This is a genomic window from Pseudomonas sp. zfem004, from assembly GCF_032621715.1.
Taxonomy (GTDB): domain Bacteria; phylum Pseudomonadota; class Gammaproteobacteria; order Pseudomonadales; family Pseudomonadaceae; genus Aquipseudomonas; species Aquipseudomonas sichuanensis.
The window spans coordinates 1-20,576 of the sequence record NZ_JAVYJF010000010.1 but is presented as its reverse complement, the minus strand read 5'-3'; the positions used below and the strand labels follow the sequence as shown (position 1 = coordinate 20,576).

The following is a 20,576-nucleotide window of genomic DNA, read 5'->3' as shown; positions in this document are numbered from 1 at the left end:
CCGTCTGCAGGGGAGGGCGGGCCATCAAGGCCCGCCTTGTGGCATTACAGCACCACGCTCGGCAGCCACAGCGAGATGGCCGGAATGTAGGTCACCGCCATCAGCACCAGGAACAGCGCCAGGTAGAACGGCAGCAGCGCCTTGACCGTGGATTCGATGCTGACCTTGCCGATCGCCGAGCCGACGAACAGCACCGCCCCCACCGGTGGGGTGATCAGGCCGATCCCCAGGTTGACCAGCATGATCATGCCGAAGTGCACCGGGTCCACGCCGATACCGGTGATCACCGGCAGCAGGATCGGTGTGAGGATCAGGATCAGCGGCGCCATGTCCATCACCGCGCCCAGCAGCAGCAACATGAAGTTGATGCACATCAGGATCACGTAGCGGTTGTCCGACAGGGTCAGGAACAGCGTGGTGATCTTCGACGGGATCTGCATCAGCGTCATGACGTAGCCGAAGCTGGCCGCGAAGCCGATCAGGATCATCACGATGGAGATGGTCCGCACCGTGCGGTGCATCAGCTTGGGCAGGTCGCGCCACTTGTAGTCGCGGTAGATGAACATGGTCACGAAGAACGACCAGACCACGGCGATCGCTGCCGACTCGGTGGCGGTGAATACCCCGGACAGAATGCCGCCGAGGATGATCACCATTGCCATCAGGCCCCACAGCGCCTCACCGGCGATTTTCAGCGCCTGGCGCAGCGGGATCACCTCGCCCTTGGGGTAGTTGCGTTTTTTCGCGAAGATCAGGCACATGCCCATCAGAATCGCGCTCATCAACAGCCCAGGCATCACCCCGGCCATGAACAGCGAGGCAATCGACACCGTGCCCCCGGCCGCCAGCGAGTACAGCACCGAGTTGTGGCTGGGTGGGGTGAGCAGCGCCTGCACCGAGCCGCTGACGGTGACGGCGGTGGAGAACTCCCGTGGGTAGCCCTTGCGTTCCATTTCCGGGATCAGCACCGAACCGACCGAGGCGGTGTCGGCCACCGACGAGCCGGAGATCGCGCCGAAGAAGGTCGAGGCGGTGATATTGACCAGCGACAAGCCGCCGCGCACGAAGCCCACCAGCACCCCGGCGAACGCCACCAGCCGCCGCGACATTCCGCCTTCGGCCATGATCGCGCCGGCCAGCACGAAGAACGGAATGGCCAGCAGCGAGAACTTGTTAACCCCACTGGCCACCTGGATCATCATGGCCTGCAGCGGGATATCGATCCACCACGCACCGATCAGCGCCGAGAGGCCCAGGGCATAGGCCACTGGCATGCCCAGCAGGATCAGCGCGAGGAAGCTGCCTATCAGAATCAACGCATCCATCATGCCGCTCCTTCGTTTGCTTCGACGACGTCAAAGCGCATCACCTGGCGCTGGCTCTGATCGCCGAGGATGAGTTTTTCCAGCACGAATACCAGGGTGATCGCGCCACCGATCGGGATCGGCGCGTAGGTCAGCCCGACCCGCACCGACGGCAGGGTGGCGAGGAACTGCTTCCAGGTGGTCACGCACAGCTTGTAGCCGTACCAGGTCATGAACACGCACACCAACAGCATCAGCAGTTGCACCAGCAGTGCCGCAGCCTGGCGCTGGGCGGGTGGCAGGCGGTCGGTGAGCATCGCCACCGCCATGTGTGCCCCGGCGCGGTAGCTGGCCGCCGCGCCGAGGAAGGTGAACACCACCATCAGCAGGATCGCCACCGGCTCCGGCCAGCTGGAGCCGGTGCCCAGCACGTAGCGGGCGAAGATGCCCCAGGGAATGATCAGCGTCATGGTCAGGATCGACAGGCCGGCGATCCAGATACAGCCGCGGTACAGGGCGTCGTTCAGACGCAGGAATGAATTTTTCATAGGGCATCACCGAAGCTGCAGGGCGGCGCGTGCCGCCCTGCAGGAGTCATCTGGGAACGGAGCCGGGGTTACTGGACCTCGGCGATGCGCTTCATCAGGTCGGCGTATTGCGCACCGTACTTTTCCCGCACGGGGGCGGTGGCGTCGAAGAACGGCTTCTTGTCGACGCTGATGAACTCCACGCCCGCCGCCTTGAGCTTGGCTTCACTGGCAGCCGACTTGGCGTCCCACAGTGCACGCTCTTCCATCTGCGCCTCACGGGCGACAGTCTTGACCAGGGTCTGCTGCTCGGGGGTGAGCTTCTCCCAGGTGGTTTTCGACATCACCACTGGCTCCGGCAAGATCAGGTGGCCGGTCAGGGTGAAGTACTTGGCGCTCTGGTAGTGGTTGTGCTCAAGCAGGGTCGGCGGGTTGTTCTCGGCGCCGTCGATCACCCCGGTCTGCAGGGCGCTGAAGATTTCCCCGGTGTCCATGGCGATGCCGTTGCCGCCCATGGCGTTCATCATGTCGAGGAACAGCGGGTTGCCCTGCACGCGGATCTTCATGCCCTTGAGGTCTTCGATGCTGCGTACCGGCTTTTTCGTGTAGAGGCTGCGGGTGCCGCCGTCCATCCAGGCCAGGGCCACCAGGTTGAAGTCGGAGTTGGTGATCTTGTCGAGGATTTCCTGGCCGATCTCGCCATCGATGACCTTGCGCATGTGCTCGTGGTCGCGGAACACGAACGGCATGTTGAACACGTTCACATCCGGCACCACCGGGCCGACGATGCCCAGGCTCACGCGGGTCATCTGCACCGCGCCGATCTGCGCCTGCTCGATCACTTCCTTTTCCGAACCCAGCACACCGCCGGCGAACATCTTGAAGGTGATCGCGCCGTTGCTGGCCGCTTCGAGCTTCTTGCCCATGTGTTCTTCGGCGACCACGGTCGGGTAGCCGCTGGGGTGGATCTCGGCGAACTTGATGTTCAGGGTGGCGGCCGAGACCGACATGGACAGGGCGAAGGGGAGGGCGGCCAGTAGCCACTTGTGCTTCAAGGTCATGAGGAAACTCCGGTGTTGTTATTGTCTGGTTTCGTTCGTGTGGGCAGTGCGGTAGAGCAGGCTCAGTTGCGCCAGGCAGGCTCCTCCAGGCCTTTGACGCCCGGGGTCAGGGCGAACACGCCACCGGCCAGCGGCTGGTCGGCAAGGTCCACGCCTGCGGGGCGAATCGAGGTGACGAACAGCGTGTCCAGGCCAGGGCCGCCGAAGGCGCACATGGCCGGCTTCTTCACCGGTACCGGCAGCGAGCGGTCGAGCTTGCCGTCGGGGGTGAAGCGGTGCACCAGGCCTGCGTCGTTGCCGCAGATCCAGTAGCAGCCGTCCTGGTCGATGGCGGCGCCGTCGGGGCGGCCGGGGTAGTCGCGCATGTCGACGAACAGTCGACGGTTATGCGGGGTGCCGCTGTCGGTGTCGTAGTCGAAGGCCCAGATGGCCTGCACCTGGGGGTGCGAGTCGGACAGGTACATGCGCTTGCCATCGGGGCTGAAGGCCAAGCCGTTGGGCACGATCATGCCGTCCTGCTGCAGGTGCAGCGGCTGGCCGTCGCCGTCGTGGCGGTACAGCGCGCCAACCGTGGCGCCTTGCTGCATGTCCATCAACATGGTGCCGGCCCAGAAACGGCCCTGGCGGTCGCAGCGCCCGTCGTTGAAGCGCATGCCCTCGCGAGCATGGGCCACGCCAGCCAGCGGGCGGCTGGCCAGGGTGCCCTGGGCGGTGGGCTGCAGATGGAACAGGCCGCTCTGCATGCCGGCGATCCAGCCGCCCTCGGGGCTGGCGCTGCGGGCGATGCAGGCGAGCATTTCATCGGCCTGCCAGTGTTGATGCGTGGCATCCGCCGCCCGCCAGCGGTGCAACTGGCCGGCGGGAATGTCGACCCAGTACAAGGCCTGTTCGCTGGGGTGCCATACCGGGCTTTCGCCGGTGCCGTTGCGGGCGTCGAGAATCAGTTCTGCGTGCATGGACGGCCTCCTGGCCCTGGGTGGCTCAATCGAAAGGCCCGGCAGCGACGAAGGCGCCACCCTGGTAGACCATCGCCGGGTCATCGGCGGCAGGCATCGGCTGCGCCTGGACCTTGGCCTGGTACACCTCGGAGGAGTCCTTCGGCGCGTAGCCCAGGTGCGCGGCGTAGCGGTTGTCCCACCACTGCGTCGGGTTGGCCGAGGCGCCGTAGACCACGGTGTGGCCCACGTCCGGGGTGAACAGGCCACGCTCGATCAGTTGGGTGAGGTCGTCATAGCTCAGCCACGAGCTGAGCATCCGCCGGTTCTGCGGCTCGGGGAACGATGAGCCGATGCGGATGCTGACGGTCTCGATGCCATAGCGGTCGAAGTAGAAGCTGGCGACGTCCTCGCCGTAGCACTTGGACAGCCCGTAGTAGCTGTCGGGCCGACGCAGGGCATGGGCGTCGATGCGCTCGTCCTGTTTGTAGAAACCGATGGTGTGGTTGGAGCTGGCGAAGATGATGCGCTTGACCCCGTGCTTGCGCGCCGCCTCGTAGATATGGAACACGCCGCAGATGTTGGGGCCGAGGATCTCCTCGAACGGGCGCTCCACCGATACGCCGCCGAAGTGGACGATGGCGTCCACCCCTTCGACCAGTGCCAGCACCGCAGCCTTGTCGGCCAGGTCGCAGGTCACGACCTCTTGGTGGGGGCCGCTGGCGGGCGCCATCGGGCTGATATCGGACAGGCGCAGCACCTCGGCGCAGCCCTGGAGGCGCTCGCGCAGCACTTGGCCCAGGCCTCCTGCGGCGCCAGTGAGGAGCAGGCGGTTGAAGCGGGTAGTGGTCATGGCAGGCTCGCAGTTGTCATTTGTTGTAGGTTGTCGTATGACTAAAATCGATTATCGACAGCGCTTCTGCTGCTTGTCAATCACTCACAGCAACGACAGCGGATAGTTGAAGATCAGGCGGTTCTCGTCGAATTCGTTGTTGCTGAAGCTGCGGCGGATGTTCGAGTTGCGCCACTTGATGCTCAGGTCCTTGAACGCCCCGCTCTGGATCACGTAGGCCAGCTCCGATTCGCGCACCCATTCCTTGCCATCGCGGATGGCGCCGCTGTGCACGTCGTCACCACTGATGTAGCGGTTCATCAGGGTCAGCCCCGGCACACCGACGGTGACGAAGTTGAAGTCGTGGCGCACCTGCCAGGAGCGCTCGTTGGCGTTGTCGAAGCTGGCGTTGTAGCTGTCGTTGGCCAGGGTGCCGCCGCTGGTGCCGTTGACCCGCATCCAGGTGTCGCCGCTGACTTTCTGCAGGCCGACGTAGAAGGTGTTGCCGCCCACCCGCGCCGAGAACATCCCCGAGTAGGTCTTGTTGTCCAGTTTGCCGGCGCGCTCGGCGCCGTCTTCGCCGCCCTGGAAGTAACCGAGGTTGGCGCCCAGGGTCCAGTTGCCCAGTGGCTGGCTGTGGCTCAGCTGCAGGTACTGCTGTTCGTAGACATCCTTGAGCACTGCGTTCCACAGGCCGACCAGAGTGCGGTCCTGGTTGAACTTGTACTCGCCACCGGCGAAGTTGAAGCGGTCCGAGATACCACGGCCGTAGCTCATGTCTTCCATGCTCGCGTCGTTGCGCGGGCTGTTGCCGCGGAACTGGCCGCCGTAGAGGGTCAGACCGGCGATTTCGCTGGAGGTGAGCTGGCCGCCGCGGAAGGTTTGCGGCAGCGAGCGACCATCGTCCGCACGCAGGATCGGCAGCACCGGCATCCACTCACCGATCTTCAGTTCGGTCTTGGAGATGCGCGCCTTGCCCGCCACCGCCAGGCGGCCGAAGTCGTCGGCCGGGCGCCCGTCGTCGTGACGTGGCAGCAGGGCGGTGCCATAGGTGCCGCCACCGCCGTCGAGCTTCACCGACCACAGCCCCAGCACATCCGCGCCGAAGCCGACCGGGCCCTCGGTGAAACCGGAGCGGGCATCGAGGATGAAACTCTGGGTCCACTCTTCGGCCTTGCTCTGCGGGTTGCTCGGGTCGACGAAGTTACGGTTGATGTAGAAGTTGCGCAGGCCCAGGGTGGCCTTGGCATCCTCGACGAAGCCGGCGGCCAGGCTGGTACCGGGCAGGTTGCCGAGCAGGGCGGCGCCGAGCAGGGCGAAAGGCAGGGGTTGGCGGATGTTCATGCTTGTTGTGCTCCCGAATGTGAGGCAGCCGATTGCCGGGCACGCGCAGGCGGCCAACGGCAGCGGTGGTTCAGTTCAGCCCGTCAGGGCATGAGGGGTCGAGCGCGCAAGGCGCTAGGTGGCCAGGGCCTGCGGCAAGGGTTCGCCGGGGAGCGTTATCGGGAGACGGATGTGCAGCGACGGGCGCGGGGTGCGCGAACGGAATGTTGGCATGGGACTCTTCACTGATTGTTGTTTTTGTTGTGTGTTGTCGTACAACCGTGGCGATTATTATCAAGTGAGAATCGGCTTGTCAACGTTCTATGGGGTTCAACTTGTGCCGGGTTGTACGATCCCTGTGTAGGAGCAACTGTCTTGCTCAACTGATAAAGCTAGCGCGATCCTTGTGGGAGCGGGCTTGCCCCGCGAACACGGGCGAAGCCCGTGCCACCCTGCGTGACACAAGACCGCTCCTACACAGAGCGTCTAAGGCATTTGCAGGGTTGGCAGATCAATGGCAAGCGGTTCCAGCGCCTGCCGGGCACACTCGCCCAGCACCTTGAGCCCCTGGGCCAGCTCTGGCGTCAGCGGCCTGCCCAGGCATAGGCGCAATCCCGTGGTGGGCTGGCCATCGGCGAAGAAAATCCCGCTGCCGGCGATGTGGTAGCCCCGCTCATGGGCCAACTGCTGAAGCAAGGCCATATCGGTCCCCGCCGGCAATTCCAGCCAGTGGATGAACCCCCCACGCGGCGGCACGTAGACCGTGTCCACCGGGAAGGCCGAACGCACCAGTCCCAGCATCGCCTCGTTCACCGTGGCCAGCTGGCTGCGCAGCCGGGCGCAGTGCTCGTCCATGTAGCCGCGCCCGATGAACTCGTTCAGCGCGCTTTGCGCCAGGCTCGACACCGCCAGGTTGCGCGAGAACATCTGCGCGAGGATGGCATCGCGGTACTTGCCGGCCACGCACCAGCCCACCCGAAAGCCCGGGGCGACGGTCTTGGAGAACGACGAGCAGTAGATGGTCTGCCCAGTGCTGTCATGGCTCTTGAGCGCCCGTGGCCGCTCGGTTTCCGGCACCAGGTCGAAGAAGATGTCGTCCTCGATGATCGGCACATCGGCCTCGCGGGCCAGTTGCGACAGCCTGGCGCGGGCCGCCTCGGGCATGATGAAGCCGCGCGGGTTCTGCAGGGTCGGGTTGAGGAAGATCACATCGACTTTTTTAAGCTTCAGCGCCTCTTCGAGGTGCTCCATGTCGATCCCGGTTTCGCCGTGAGTGCGCATGGGCAGCGCACGCATCCCCAGGCGCTCGATGGTCTGCAGGATGCCGTAGTAGGTGGGGGTTTCGATGGCCACCGTGGCACCGCGCCGGGCCACGGCCTCCAGGGCCAGTTCCAGGGCGACGGTATCGCCGGAGGTCACCAGTACTTCGTCCGGGCCGCAGACCACGCCCCGGGTCAGCATCAGCCCGGCAATGCGCCGGCGCAGCGCCGCATGCCCAGGTGGCGTCACCAGCCCGGCGATGGCCAGGTCGGCCTTGCTGGCCAGTGTGGCCATGCACTTGTTGAGCAGCACGTGGGGGGTGAGGTCGCCATGCAGCACGGCCGAGCTCAGCGACAGGGTGGTGCGGCTGGCTGCCTGGGAGAGCATGGCGACCACCGCGTGGTTGACGTTGACCGTGACGCTGGAGAAGTCGAAGCGGCTGGCCGGGTTGGCGCGCCCCGCTGCCGAGACGAAGTAGCCGACCCTGGGCTCGGTCAGCACATAGGCGTTGGCTTCGAGGTCGGCCAGGGCCCGCTGCACGGTGGTGATGCTGGTGTCGAACAGGCGGGCCAGGGTGCGGATCGACGGCAGCTTGGTGCGCGCCGGCCATTCACCGCTGTCGATCTGGCGGATGATCCAGTCCTTGACTCTCCGCCAGCGTTTATCAGGTGCTTCGAACCGATCCATGGGGTCTTTATGCCAGCTTAGGAATGACCTCCCAGAACATAAAGTAAAACCACCCCGGTTGCAGCAACGATGGCGATGTTCAGCGCCACCAGGCCGAAGGCGAAGCGGATCAGCCCGTGCTCTTCATCGCGGTTGGCGGCCGCCAACCCGGTGATCAGTGAAAGGATCGACAGCGAGCCCAGCGCGCCATGCCCGGCGGCGCTGTTGACCATGGCTGCCAGCCACGGCCCGTAGTCGCTGCCCAGGGCGGCGATCGACGGCATCACCAGGGTGTTGCCGCCCACGTTGGAGCCGGTGACGTAGCCGGCGATACCGGCCAGCAGCGCCACGGTCGGCGCCAGCGAAATCCCCGACAGCGATTGCAGGGCGCGCTGCGCCTCGACCAGAAAGCCCGCGTTGACCATCACCTGCGACAGCAGCAGGAACAGGAAGATGGTCGCCACCGGGAACTTGGCGCGCTTGAGCAGCGAGGCCCATGGGAAGCTGCCCTCGGCGCGCTGGCGCAAGGTCATCAGCACGGTGACGATCAACAGCGCCAGCCCCGGCGAGGCCAGCGGCTTCCACGATACATGCTCGCCCTTGATCACCCACACGCCATCCCAGCCCGACAGTACGAATACTGCGCGCGAGGCGACGATTACCCCCAGCAGCGCCAGGTACGGCCAGGCTGCCGCCGGCCAGCGCACCAGGCGCTTGCGCTGCAGGTACGAAATCACCAGGCCCACGGCGGCCACTGTCAGCCCCGCCAGCACGCCCGATACCTCAGGCCCGACAAAGCGGTTGATGCCGTACAGCACCGCGCTGAACAGCACCGAAACCGCACACAGTCCCAGCCACGGCAGGGCGCTGCGAATGCCAGCCTGCCACAGGGCGATGCCCGCCAGCACCAGGAACACCGGCGCGCTGATCAGCGCCGAATGGCTGCCCAGCTCGTTGGCCGGCAGGTGGGTGAGCAAGCCGCCGATTACCGTGGCCAGGCCCAGGGTGCCCCAGGGCATGATGACCATGCCGGCCAGGGCGATCTTCATCCCCGCCTGGCGCGAGAACAGCCCCATCAGCAGCGGCACGGTGGCGATCAGCGAGACGCCGAAGCCGGTCATCGCTTCCAGCAGCGGCGCCAACCCCAGCACGATGAAGATCACCTGCGCCGGTGGCTTCCAGCCCAGCTCGCGCACCCAGGCACCGATGGCCTGCGGCGCGCCGCCGCGCTCCACCAGGATGACGAAGGCCAGCCCCGGCACGATCACGCAGGCGGTGCTGAGGAACAGGATCATCGTGTCCTTGATGATCGCCGAGCTGGCGGCCGCCGACAGTGGCGCCGCGGCGCCCATGCCCCACAGCAGGAAGACCACCGCGACACCGGCCAGGGCCGCCTGCACGGGCGGGCGACGCACCAGCAGGATCAGGGCGATCACCAGGCCGATGGGCGACATTTGCAACAAGAGAGCAGCCATGTGCTGTGTTCCTTAATCGTGGGTCTGACCGCTGTACTCGGTGGCGCGCATCGAGGGGCGGTCGCAGAAGCGCTGGTACCAGGCGTTCAGGCGCGGGTGCTGAGAGAAGTCCGAGAGCTCGCGGAACACGATCCAGTCCAGGGCGGTGCCCAAGGCTACGTGACCAACGTTCAGTGGGCCGTCGAGTTCGACCTGTTGTTCGAGGTAGCGGTACGACTCTTCGAGCTTGTACTTCTGGCCCTCGCCATAGGCCGGGTAGCGCAGGTGCGCCGGGCGGCGCTCGACTTCCCAGCGCAGCTTGATGCCGACATCGCACAGGCCTTGGGCCAGCGCCTGCAGGCGCAGGGCCTGGTAGCGCTCGGGGCCTTGCAGCGGGATCAGCCTTGGCCCCTGGTGCAAGGTGTCGAGGTAATCGCAGATCACGATCGAGTCGAACAGCGCCTCGCCCTCGGGCAGCATCAGCACCGGCACCTTGCCCAGCGGGTTGGCCTGGTAGATGGTCTCGTTGCGGGTGGTGGGGCTGGTCTCGTGGTGGATCACCTCCAGGCGCTCGGCGAGCCCGAGCTCATGGGCCATCACCAGCACCTTGCGGGCGTAGGGCGAGTGGGTCTGGTAGTAGAGCTTCATGGGGCGGTCCCTGTGTCGAGGATGGCCGAGGCGGCCTTGTGGGCGTCGATGAACAGGCGCGACGGCGCGCCGGCCGAGGTGACGTAGTGGTTGTAGTAGCACGAGCCCTCGGCCAGCGGCCCGAGCACCCAGAGGTTGCGCACCGGTTCGCCGCTGCTGGCGCGCGGGTGGCAGGCCGCGTCGACATCGATGCCATCCAGGCCCGGCACATCGGTGCGTGGGCGGATCAGGCCAAGCCGCGCCAGGTCGCGCACCGGGGCGCAGTCGCTGTCGTGCACGCCGCTGCCCTGCACGTAACCGGCCACGCGCCGGTAAGGCTTGGCGGCCGGCACCGCGCCCGGTGGCAGGAAGGTCAGCAACCCGGCGTCGCTCAAGGCCAGCAGGTCGGCGTGGCGCTCCTTCTGCGGCCCGGCCACCAGGCGGTTGATTGCCTTGTGCCAGCGGCCGTAGAACTGCCGGTGCGAAGCCTCGGTGAGGCCGTCGAAGTCGACCGCCTCGCGCAGCCGGTCACGCAGGTCGCGCCACACCTCGATGGCCGCCTTGACCGGAGACTCGGCGCGGCCGATGCGGGCCTCGTGCAGGTCGGCCTCGATGGCGTCGTATATCCACGCATGGTAATTGTGCGCGTTCACCTGCGCCGGCAGGCTGTGCAGGATCAGCGCCTGCGGGTCGATGGCGCCGGACAGCGCCTCGTAGTGACGCAGCAGGCTCTCGCTTTCGTGGGTATCGGTGGGCGTTTGCAGGCTGACGCTGCGCAGTTGCTCCAGCACTTCACGGTGGCGCGCCGGGTCGGTCTTGGCGTGCAGCACCGCCATGCCGGCAGCGCGCATTTCCAGCAGCATGCGCGGCAGCACGTCACGCTCGAAGTCCAGCTGGCCGTTCGGCGCCTGCTGGCGCAGGGCATCGATATGGGTGCTGGTGAGGAAGATCGGCTTGTGCCGTGGCGCCCGGGTCAGGCCGTTGGGGCGCGCACGGAACGGCAGGCCGTCACGCGACTGGATATAGATCACCGGCTCCTTGCCGGAGGGGAAGTACACATGGCTGGCGTCGGCCATGCGGTGGTAGGCGCCACCGCGGCCAGCGGTCAGCGCCGCCAGGGTATCCATCGCCCCCAGGCCCAAGCCTTCGAGCAGCACGGCTTCGCCGGCGGCGATGCTGTCGAGGCTGCCCGGCAGCGGGTAGATATCGCCCACCCGGCCTTCTTCTTCTGCCCGCACACGCCCGGTATGGCCGACGGTCAGGATCAAGCGGTCCACGGTCACACTGTCGCCCGACGGCAGTTTGAGCAGATAGCCCTGCTGCGCATCGGTGCGCAGGCCGACCACCGGGTGCGGGTGCAGGCGCACCGCCACCCAGGCTGGCGCGCTGCTCAGGATGCGCGAGAAGGCGTCGGCCAGGTAGGCGCCGAGTAGCCGGCGCGGGAGGAAGTCCTCCGGCTCCACTGCGCGGCCTTCGTCGGCCACCAGGCCGGTCTTCGGGTCGACCTTGACCCCCTTGGCCCGGCACCAGTCCAGGAAGTCCGGGCCCGAGCGTTCGCGGGCATCGTGCAGGGTGCCGAAGGCCGCCGCGTCGGGGTACACCCCGAGTTGCCCGGCCACGGTGTTGAGCAGCAGGTAGTCCGGCTGGTTGGGCCAGTGGGCGCCGGTGCCGAACACGTTGGGGTCGAAGATGTCGATCACCAGCGGCTGTTGCGGGCGGGTTTCGGCGATGCTCAGCAGGCGCTCGAAGATCGACAGCCCGCGCGAGCCGCAGCCCACCAGGCCGATGTGCAGGGGCTTGCTCACCATCTGCGCTCCTCCCCGAAGAACGACGGCACGGCGACCGCCGAGCCTTGCTCGAGGGCGACGTCATGGATACGCCGGCCAAGGGCCAGGTCGAGGATGCCCATGCCGAACGGCGAATAGATCAGGGGTTTGTCGCGCTTCACCTGCAGTTCGCCGCGCAGGATCTGCGCCACGGTGCCGGTGACGAAATCGCGGTGGCCGAAGCGCTGCTCGGCCAGGTGCGGCGAGGTGTTGGCCTTGAGGCAGTGGCTGACGTCGTCGAAGTAGTTGTAGCTCGCGGCGACGATGCCGGCGTCGATGTCGCGCAGCGAGATGTTCAGCACGATCTGGCCTGGGCGGAAGGTGTCGTCGCCGCTGACGTAGGGGGTGCCGGCGCTGGTGGCGAACACCACGACATCGGCCTTGAGCGCTTCTTCCAGCGACCACAGTTGCACCTGTGGCAGGCCCAGTTGCTCGCCGAAACCGGCCAGTGCCTCGGCCGACTCGCGGTTGAGGTCATGCACGCCGACCTGGCCGAACGACCAGTCGTCGCCGATGAAGGTGTCGAGGATGTTGCGGGCGATTACGCCGCCGCCAATGATCGACAGGCTGCCGGCACGCTTTTGTTTGTCATTGAGCAGCCAGGCGCCCAGCACGGCCGAGGCTGCGGTGCGCACGGCGCTGATCAGCGCGCCTTCGAGCAGGGCGTAGGGGTAGCCGGTTTGCGGATCGTTGAGGATCAGTACCGCCGAGGCCCGCGGGATGCCGGCGTGGATGTTGTCCGGGTAGCTGGCGATCCACTTGATGCCCGACACCGACTGTTCGCCCTGTTTGTCGACGATCGCCGCCGGCAAGGCAATGATGCGGTTGGCCGGCTCTTCGGGGAAACGCAGGAAGTAGCTGTCCGGGTTGACGGTTTCGCCGCGCTCGTGGGTGAGGTAGGTCTGCGCGACCACCTCGATGGCCTCCTGGCGCATGCCGGCAAGGATGTCCTTGACGGTGGCGCCGGGGATCACGTGGAACGGGGGAATCGAAGCTTGTGCGGTCATGACTGGTTACGCCGTAAGGGAGAGAGGGAATTCGGGGAACAACGGTTGCAGCGCGTCCGGGCCCAAGCGTTGGCTGACCCAGTCGTCTGAATAGAGGGTTTCCAGGTAGCGCTCGCCCATGTCCGGGGAGATCGCCACCACAACATCGTCCGGGCGGATCTGTGCGGCCCACTGCTGCACGCCGGCCAGCACCGTGCCGGTGGAACCACCGAACAGCAGGCCGTAGCGCTGCGCCAGCCAGCGGCACACCTGCACCGTGCGCACCTCGGGTACGGTGAGGAAGGCGTGGATATCGCTGGGCTCGTAGATCTCAGGGCGGCGGCTGGTGCCGAGCCCCGGGATATGGCGGGTGCCGCCGGGCAGGCCGAAGGTCACCGAACCGACCGAATCCACCGCGATCACCTTGGTGTGTGGGTGGTGGTCGGCGAAGTAGCGCTTGCAGCCCATCAGCGTGCCGGTGGTGCCGGCGCCGACGAACAGGTAGTCGACATGCCCGAACTTCTCGGCGATGGCCCGCGCGGTGGCGTTGTAGTGGGCCAGCGGGTTGTTCGGGTTCTGGTACTGGTTGAGCCAGATGTAGTCGGGGTTTTGCGCGACCATCTGTTCGATCAGGCGGATGCGCGAGTAGAGGAAACCACCGTTCTCGTCACGCTGGTCGACCACGATCACCTGCGCGCCGAGGGCCTGGATCAGCTTGCGGTTGGGCGCCGAGGTGTTCGGGTCGATGACGCAGACGAACTGGTAGCCCTTGGCCGCGCAGACCATCGCCAGGGCCACGCCGAGGTTGCCCGACGAGGATTCGATCAGCCGCGTTCTGGGGGTGATGAGCCCACGGCTTTCCAGGTCGGCGACGATCGCGTGGGCGGTCTTGAGCTTGATGGAGCCGGCCGGGTTCAGGCCCTCGATCTTCAAGTGCACCTTGGCACTGCACAGCTGATCGACCTGAACGTAGTTATTTTCGTTTATCAGTTGCTTGATCATTAGGGCATCCCTGTCAGATTTCCTGAATGAAGCGGGCCGTCCGGCCGTTGGGCCGGCAGGCTTTGAAGTAACGGGGCAGCAGGGAAGTGGGGTACCGGGTGGTAGCGCTTGCCTGTTCTACGGTTATCTACAAACGCGCTTTCCATCCGTGGAAACGATGTTGCTCATGATGTTGGGGTTGGCATGCAAGTGCGCGCCGGGCGGGTGTGCCTGGCGCTGCGGGAGTGATGGTGCGGGGCGGGGAGGGGAGGGCGACAGATACAGAAAATCGGGATTTTTCAATACAGGGGAGGTAGGTGGAGCAGCCCTGGCAAGGATCGATCTGCTGGCAGCCTGGCGCTCCTACGTCATCGCGAATCAGGCGCGGGAAAGCGTGATGGCACCGACCAAGGTGACAATCACCCAAACACGTGGGAGCGGGCTTGCCCCGCGATTGCAGCAACGCGGTGTATGGCACCGGCATGGCCGGTGTTCGCGGGGCAAGTCGCAGCGGCGCACCGCCGCTCCCACGCTATGGACTGCGCAATGTGTCATACAGCGCAGGCCAAGGCGGTGGCTAGGTCAGCAGCTGCTTGCGGCAAGCCTCAAGAATCTCATCCGCCAACGCCGAATCATCCGGGCAGGCGCGGGACAGCGTGATGGCACCCACCAAGGTGGCAATCATGCTCAAGCGCCGGGCCCGCTGAGCCTTTTCATCGGCATCATCGATTGGCCCGCCGGCCGCCTGCAGCGTCTGAAGCAACTGCTCCAGCCCGTCGGCAAACACCGCCTTGACGGCCTCGGGCTGGCGCGCCGCATCGTTGCTCAGCGCCGCCAGGGTGCAGCCTGCTGCCGGATTGTCGCGGTGCTCCCTGGACAGGTACTGGCCCAGGAAGTCCGCCAGCTCGACCCCTTCGCTGCGCGCCGCGCTGCTGGCCAGGCCACACGCCGCAGCCTCGGCCATGAGGTCGGCCTTGGAGCCGAAGTGCTTGTAGAACCCGCCATGGGTGAAACCGGCAGCGGCCATCAGGTCCGCCACACCGACCCCGTCATAGCCCCGCTCGCGGAACAGCGAGGAGGCCGTTTCGACAATGTGCGCGCGGTTGGCTTGGGCTTGTGCCTTGCTGACTTTCATGGCGGGCGACTCCTGCACCGGGGTGGTGGAACTCATCATACATTGATGTCGTTCATCATCAAAACGTTGACACATTTAGATTATGATCGTAATCATAATGGCAGACACACCCAACCTTGAGGATCTACCCATGAGTGCCTTGCCTACCGTTCTTGTCACCGGTGCCTCCAGCGGCATCGGCGCGACCTATGCCGAACGTTTCGCCCAGCGTGGCCACGACCTGGTGCTGGTCGCCCGCGATCAGGCCCGGCTGGAGGCCCTGGCCGATCGCCTGCATGAGCAATTTTCCGTCGCGGTCGAGGTGCTGGTCGCCGACCTGACCCAGGAAGAGGCCCTGGCCAAGGTCGAAGCCCGTTTGCGTGAAGATGGCCGCATCGGTGTACTGATCAACAACGCAGGCCAAGGCCAGTCGGGCGGCTTCCTCGGGCAGAACGGCGCAAGCCTCGAACGGCTGATCGGCCTGAACGTCACCGCCGTCACCCGCCTGGCGGCCGCCATCGCCCCGCGGCTGGCCGAGCAGGGCAGTGGTGCGATCGTCAACATCGGTTCAGTGGTGGGGCTGGCGCCGGAGCTGGGCATGACGGTGTATGGCGCCACCAAGGCCTTTGTGCAGTTCCTGTCACAGGGGCTGGCGCTGGAACTGGGGCCAAAGGGCGTCTACGTGCAGGCCGTGCTGCCGGCGGCGACCCGCACCGAAATCTGGTCGCGCTCCGGGCTGGACATCGATTCGCTGCCTGAAGTGATGGAGGTAGAGGATCTGGTCGATGCCGCACTGGTGGGCTACGACCGGCGTGAGGCGATCACCATTCCGCCGTTGCAGCACGCCGAGCGCTGGGCAGCGCTGGACGGTGCGCGGCAGATGTTGATGGGGGATTTGCGCCAGTCCCAGGTGGCTGAGCGTTATCGCGCTTTGTAGCGAGCCAGGTTCACAGCCCCTCGCCAAGGTACAGCCGGTGTGTCTCGCCAATTCGTTCACTGGCGGTGGCAGGTATGCCGGCTTCCCTGGCAAAGCGGGGCCACTGTGCGACGGCCTCGCAGACTTCCTTGATGATCCGCCGTGCGTCCATGCCGCGCACCTGGCTTGCCACGCTCAGCAGGTCATCGAGGGTGAAGTCGTCGCGCTTGCCGTTGACCGTCATCTGGTGGGTGTCTACCCAGAAGCTGCCGGGCAAGTAGGAATAGGACACGTCGTAGGCCGGCGTGAGGTACCAGGTGCCGTCGGTATCCATCATGAAGGCCGTGTTCTTGGTGTGATCGTCCTGGTTGCGGGCGACCAGGTTGAAGACCATGCGCCGGTAGAACTGCTCGGCCCCGTCTCGGGAAATCCTCAATGCACGCATGACCCCGAACGCCTCGGCATACGAGTACTGGCCAGGCTTGCGGAAGTCGGCATGGTCAAGTGCGCACAGGGTGGCCACGTGGATTTTCTCGCCTTCGGCCGTGCGGTCGAAGCGCTTGGTCATGAAGTGGGCGCGGCCTCCCTCTTCCAGCAAGCGGCACTCGGTCATGTTGATGCCTGCGGCCTTCGCCATCAGGTGATAGGCATACTCGATCCGCCCGTAGCCCTGTGAATCGGCCAGCAGTTTCGAGTCCTTGGCTACATCGAACTTGAGCAGCCAGTACTCGAACCCCGGGGGCGCGGTGACCTGGCCTGAGCGAATCTCACCTTGACCATCGATGGCGATGACGGCTTTCGCCCGTGCCCCGCCCGCGCTCGTGCCGATCTGGATGAGGTGCTGCAGGGCCGCGTCGTCCACCGACGGGTCATGGGCGTTGAGCCGTTCGGCGATTGACTCACGATCCGACAACACCTCGCTCGCGAGGCGCACCAGGGCATCGATCTGGATACTTTCTGCCTTGTCCCGCTCGGTGGCCAGCGCCGGGCGGTATTCCAGCGCGCCCATGCCTCGCTCACCCTGGTACAACAGGCGCTCGACCGGCGTGAACGTGGCTTTGCTGCGCCCTTGCTGGGCCAACCAGGCATCGATCAGCGCATTGCCGAAGTCATCGGGCAGGGAGTCGGCCAGTATCGACGGCAGGCCTTTGAAGGTTTCGCGGTCCAGGCCCTGAAATACGTAGATGAAGTCCGAGCGCAAGGGCATGTGGACAGGTGAGATTTCCAGGCCGGTCCTGACGAATTCGGGGGTGTATTCGAATTCTCCAACCTGGGTTTGCGGGTTCCAGTTGAGTGCGCCTACGTATACATCCCAGAGGTAGATTTGTGCGATCACCAGCTTTCATCCTTGTGGGGTTTCTGGCCACCAATGAGCGAGGGCTTGCCAATCGGGGTTCTGCCGGTGTGTTCAGGCGCCGGGTGGGTTGCCCGTGTGACTGTCGCTCGCTGCCGTTGCTTGCCCTGCATTTTCGCCAGTTGCAAGGGGCTGCTTCTGACTTCCTCGATCAGGCTGGCGAGGCGCTCCAACTCCCCAAGCACCCGCAGCACGGCGATTACGTTGACCAAGGTGCCTTTGCCGGCCGTCAGCTTGCGGTAGGTTTCCCGGGAGATCCCGGCTTCATGGGCAACGATGTCCTGGCCGATATTACGCTTCAAGCGGATCGCTTCAATGCGCTGGCCGATCTCACGGGCGATGGCGTCGTCGGTCATTGAGGTGGCTTTCATAACGCCTGGGATCCTATGCTTAAAAGGCTTTTATCGATCTCTTTGCCTAGAATATTAGGCTTTGAAAAGCGATTTTTAAAGGTGGCTCATATTTTTTATAAAGCCTGTTTAACTAGGCGTTATACGGTTTTTAACGCTTTTGAGCCAAGTATTCTAGGCGTTAATATCAGAGGGTTGATAGGGCGGTTTCGGTGCCTTCATTTGCCACAATTGGTTTCGTGGAGTACGACTTGTCGACGCGAGCGTCCCGCAGAAGCCAAGCTTGCGAACACTTTTTCCAGTTTCACCACCGCGGCCTTCATCTCGGCGGTGGTTTGAGCGGCAAACCCCATCAGCAAGCCAACATCGTTCCTCGCCAGCGCATACAGGCTGCCCAGCCCCAGCAGGTCGATCCCCACCCCGCGCGCCGCCCTGACCACGGCGTCTTCAGGCAAGGCCTGGACGAAATGGCAGGGCATCTGCAGCCCTCCGGCCGGGATCTGCGGCACGAGAAATGCCGCCAGGTGCCGCTGAACCAGATCCGCCAGCACATCGCGCCGTTCGGCATAGAGCCCACGCATGGCTCGCACATGGGCGTTGAAGTGGCCGCCCTCCATGAACCTGGCCAGGGTCAGCTGGGTGATGGACGCGTTATGGCCGTCCTGCAGGGTTCGCGCGGCGGTCATCGGCGCGACAAGTTGCGGCGGCAGCAGCAGGTAGCCGATGCGCAACCCGGCGAACAGCGATTTGGTGAAGGTGCCGATGTACAGCGTGCGCTCATGCGGGTCCAGGCCCTGCACGCAGGCGGTGGGGCGGCCGGCGTAGTGAAACTCGCTGTCGTAGTCGTCCTCGATGATCCAGGCGCGTTGCTGTCTGGCCCACTCGATCGCCAGCAGACGCCGGTCAAGCGACAGGGTCGCGCCGGTCGGGTATTGGTGGGAGGGGGTGAGGAACAGCGCCCGGGCCTCCGGCGCGAGGTCGGCCATGGCATCCACCTGCAGGCCGTGCGCATCCACGGGCACTGGCACGCATTCCAGGCCGGCGGCGGTTACTGCCTTGCGGGTGCCCTGATACAGCGGGTCCTCGACCAACACCTTGTCGCCTGCGTCCATGAGCACCTGGGCGCACAGGCCAAGGGCCTGCTGCGAGCTGGTGAGGATCAGGATGCGCTCGGCGGATGCCTGGGCCCCGCGCTCGAGGTTGAGGTAATCGGCGATCGCCCTGCGCAACGGCGCCATGCCCTGCGGCTCGCTGTGCTCCAGCGCCCGCGTGCCGTATTCCCTGTACACCTGGCGCTCCAGCTTCTCCCAGATGGCCAGGGGGAAGTGCCGGGTTTCGGCCACGCCGGGGGCGAAGGGGCGAGGGGACTGGAAGTTGTGCACGCCACCGCTGTGCAGAATTGCCGTGCCTCGGCGGCTCAACTGCACAGGGGCTTCGTTGTGTGCCGGGCGCTGGCGCTTGCGCAACGGCAGGCACCGGGCCCGTTGCGACACGAAGCTGCCGCTGCCTACGCGCCGCTCGATGAAGCCCTCGGCGTGCAACTGGCTGTAGGCCGACTCCACGGTATCGCGCGACACGCCCAGGGACTGCGCCAGCGGGCGCGAGGCGGGCAGCGCCTTGCCCACCGGCAGTGCGCCGTCGAGGATCAACTGGCGGATCGCCCGTTGGATGCGCGCATGCAAGGCCAGCGCGTTGTGTGCGGGGTCATTGATCCAGGCTTTTACCGATTCCAGTTGCGCGTGTTTGAACATTGGCCTGATTCCCTGGCGGATGGATCTGATTAATGGCTGCCAATGCCGGGGCCGCTTCGCGCCCCTTTCGCGGCGCAAGGGGCGCAAAGCGCCCCCGGCAATCTCAAGCCTTACCCCTACCAGGAGTTCCAAAATGGTCTGGCCATTACCAAACAATTGGCAGGTAAAAACCAACCATTTATCCGCTATAAAACCCAGGCCCGCAAGCAACCACCAAGGAAGGCAAGCGCTACGGGCAGGCCGGCCCCTCACTCATTCACACTGTTTTGTCCAAAGGGGTTCCAACCATGACCACCACCCAACTGCCCGTTTTCGTTCGCCGAGCGAAGCAAACCGATCTGCAGCCCTGGTGCGATCACTGGGCGCAATACCAGGCCTTCTACCAAGTGGACCTGGGCCCAGCCATCACCGAGCGCACCTGGGCCCGCTTCTTCGACCCGGCCGAGCCCATGCACTGCGCTGTGGCCACCGACGGCGAGCAGATCTTCGGCTTCGTCCACTACGTGTTCCACCGCTCGACCTGGGGGCGTAACGACTTCTGCTACCTTGAAGACCTGTTCGTGTGCCCGAGCGCACGGGGCCGGACGGTCGGCAAGCGGCTGATCGAGTTCGTCCAGGATCACGCCCGGCAGCAGCAATGCGACCGGCTGTATTGGCATACCCAGGAGAGTAACCAGACTGCGCAGCGGCTGTATGACTGGATTGCCGAGAAGCCAGGGGTGATCGAGTACCGGATGCCGCTGGATGTTGCTCACTAAGTCCATCGTTGCCAGTGCTGGCGCTATCGCGGGACAAGCCCGCTCCCACAAAATTGCGCCGCAAAACCTGTAGGAGCGGGCTTGCCCCGCGATGGGCCGCAAAGCGGCCCCAATGCACCGAATGATCGATAGCTGATTCAGGCCTAGCCGTTGATGGTTTTTCGAGTGTTATCGCATGAGGGCCGCAAGGCGCTTGGCGATAGTCTTGCAGCGTCCTTGAGATCGAGCGCCGCCCGCGCGGCGCTTCGCGGGTGAACCCGCTCCCACAGTCTATGGTTACCCCCATTTCTGCAATACTGTAGCGAGATGTGCGTGAGTTTGGTTTGCGTCAATCTATACGGCGTCGTGTGGGAGGTCAGTCCCGCGCCTCGATGAAAGTCGYGGCGCTTCGCGGGTGAACCCGCTCCCACAGTCTATGGTTACCCCCATTTCTGCAATACTGTAGCGAGATGTGCGTGAGTTTGGTTTGCGTCAATCTATACGGCGTCGTGTGGGAGGTCAGTCCCGCGCCTCGATGAAAGTCGCGCCCGACGAGCCTTAATATTTGTTCG

The 20,576-nt window shown here is 65.1% G+C and carries 18 protein-coding genes; 2 read left to right on the top strand and 16 right to left on the bottom strand.

What is annotated here, in order from left to right; genetic code table 11:
• Positions 1-44 precede the first annotated feature (44 nt).
• From RTH46_RS12745 to RTH46_RS12685, 13 genes are all read right to left on the bottom strand, one after another.
• The gene (locus RTH46_RS12745) at positions 45-1,325 is read right to left on the bottom strand and encodes a TRAP transporter large permease (protein ID WP_153788330.1); all 1,281 of its coding nucleotides are present in this window, start codon (positions 1,323-1,325) and stop codon (positions 45-47) included.
• Positions 1,325-1,852 (bottom strand): TRAP transporter small permease, encoded by a 528-nt coding sequence (locus RTH46_RS12740; RefSeq protein WP_279847746.1) that lies wholly within the window; start codon positions 1,850-1,852, stop codon positions 1,325-1,327. The genes RTH46_RS12745 and RTH46_RS12740 overlap by 1 nt, the downstream gene beginning before the upstream one ends.
• Before the next feature lie 68 nt (positions 1,853-1,920).
• Positions 1,921-2,892 (bottom strand): TRAP transporter substrate-binding protein, encoded by a 972-nt coding sequence (locus RTH46_RS12735; RefSeq protein WP_125462943.1) that lies wholly within the window; start codon positions 2,890-2,892, stop codon positions 1,921-1,923.
• A 62-nt stretch (positions 2,893-2,954) separates the two neighbouring features.
• A complete protein-coding gene (locus RTH46_RS12730) occupies positions 2,955-3,848 on the bottom strand; it encodes a glucurono-1,5-lactonase (protein WP_316905829.1) in 894 nt (297 codons plus the stop codon).
• Between the two features lie 25 nt (positions 3,849-3,873).
• Positions 3,874-4,680: an NAD(P)-dependent oxidoreductase gene (locus RTH46_RS12725; RefSeq protein WP_316905828.1), complete on the bottom strand. Its 807-nt coding sequence runs from the start codon at positions 4,678-4,680 to the stop codon at positions 3,874-3,876.
• 84 nt (positions 4,681-4,764) lie between these two features.
• On the bottom strand, positions 4,765-6,003 hold the full coding sequence (locus RTH46_RS12720; protein ID WP_153788338.1) for an OprD family porin: 1,239 nt from the start codon (positions 6,001-6,003) through the stop codon (positions 4,765-4,767).
• A gap of 465 nt (positions 6,004-6,468) precedes the next feature.
• The gene (locus tag RTH46_RS12715) at positions 6,469-7,929 is read right to left on the bottom strand and encodes a PLP-dependent aminotransferase family protein (protein WP_316905827.1); all 1,461 of its coding nucleotides are present in this window, start codon (positions 7,927-7,929) and stop codon (positions 6,469-6,471) included.
• A gap of 17 nt (positions 7,930-7,946) precedes the next feature.
• Complete coding sequence (locus RTH46_RS12710) at positions 7,947-9,383, bottom strand: L-lactate permease (RefSeq protein WP_153788342.1); 1,437 nt, start codon at positions 9,381-9,383, stop codon at positions 7,947-7,949.
• Between the two features lie 12 nt (positions 9,384-9,395).
• Positions 9,396-10,010 (bottom strand): glutathione S-transferase family protein, encoded by a 615-nt coding sequence (locus tag RTH46_RS12705; RefSeq protein WP_279847753.1) that lies wholly within the window; start codon positions 10,008-10,010, stop codon positions 9,396-9,398.
• Positions 10,007-11,797, bottom strand: coding sequence for an FAD/NAD(P)-binding protein (locus RTH46_RS12700; protein WP_316905826.1), 1,791 nt, complete (start codon positions 11,795-11,797; stop codon positions 10,007-10,009). Before RTH46_RS12700 ends, RTH46_RS12705 begins: the two co-directional genes overlap by 4 nt.
• Positions 11,791-12,822 carry a 2,3-diaminopropionate biosynthesis protein SbnB gene (gene sbnB, locus RTH46_RS12695; RefSeq protein ID WP_316905825.1) on the bottom strand — a complete coding sequence of 344 codons (1,032 nt, stop codon included), beginning with the start codon at positions 12,820-12,822 and terminating at the stop codon, positions 11,791-11,793. Before sbnB ends, RTH46_RS12700 begins: the two co-directional genes overlap by 7 nt.
• Positions 12,823-12,828: 6 nt before the next feature.
• Positions 12,829-13,803, bottom strand: a complete 975-nt coding sequence (gene sbnA / locus RTH46_RS12690; RefSeq protein WP_309295664.1) for a 2,3-diaminopropionate biosynthesis protein SbnA — start codon at positions 13,801-13,803, stop codon at positions 12,829-12,831.
• A 556-nt stretch (positions 13,804-14,359) separates the two neighbouring features.
• Positions 14,360-14,917, bottom strand: coding sequence for a TetR/AcrR family transcriptional regulator (locus RTH46_RS12685; protein ID WP_316905824.1), 558 nt, complete (start codon positions 14,915-14,917; stop codon positions 14,360-14,362).
• A 130-nt stretch (positions 14,918-15,047) separates the two neighbouring features.
• On the opposite strand from RTH46_RS12685, the gene RTH46_RS12680 reads away from it, so the two are divergent.
• Complete coding sequence (locus RTH46_RS12680; RefSeq protein ID WP_316905823.1) at positions 15,048-15,833, top strand: SDR family oxidoreductase; 786 nt, start codon at positions 15,048-15,050, stop codon at positions 15,831-15,833.
• A 10-nt stretch (positions 15,834-15,843) separates the two neighbouring features.
• On the opposite strand, the gene RTH46_RS12675 is transcribed toward RTH46_RS12680, so the two are convergent.
• The 3 genes from RTH46_RS12675 to RTH46_RS12665 all read right to left on the bottom strand — a co-directional run bounded on the left by RTH46_RS12675 (position 15,844) and on the right by RTH46_RS12665 (position 19,267).
• The gene (locus RTH46_RS12675) at positions 15,844-17,148 is read right to left on the bottom strand and encodes a type II toxin-antitoxin system HipA family toxin (protein ID WP_316905822.1); all 1,305 of its coding nucleotides are present in this window, start codon (positions 17,146-17,148) and stop codon (positions 15,844-15,846) included.
• Positions 17,145-17,522, bottom strand: coding sequence for a helix-turn-helix domain-containing protein (locus RTH46_RS12670; RefSeq protein WP_153788352.1), 378 nt, complete (start codon positions 17,520-17,522; stop codon positions 17,145-17,147). The genes RTH46_RS12675 and RTH46_RS12670 overlap by 4 nt, the downstream gene beginning before the upstream one ends.
• A gap of 212 nt (positions 17,523-17,734) precedes the next feature.
• Positions 17,735-19,267: a PLP-dependent aminotransferase family protein gene (locus RTH46_RS12665; protein ID WP_316905821.1), complete on the bottom strand. Its 1,533-nt coding sequence runs from the start codon at positions 19,265-19,267 to the stop codon at positions 17,735-17,737.
• A gap of 287 nt (positions 19,268-19,554) precedes the next feature.
• On the opposite strand from RTH46_RS12665, the gene RTH46_RS12660 reads away from it, so the two are divergent.
• Positions 19,555-20,025 (top strand): GNAT family N-acetyltransferase, encoded by a 471-nt coding sequence (locus RTH46_RS12660; RefSeq protein ID WP_316905820.1) that lies wholly within the window; start codon positions 19,555-19,557, stop codon positions 20,023-20,025.
• Positions 20,026-20,576 lie beyond the last annotated feature (551 nt).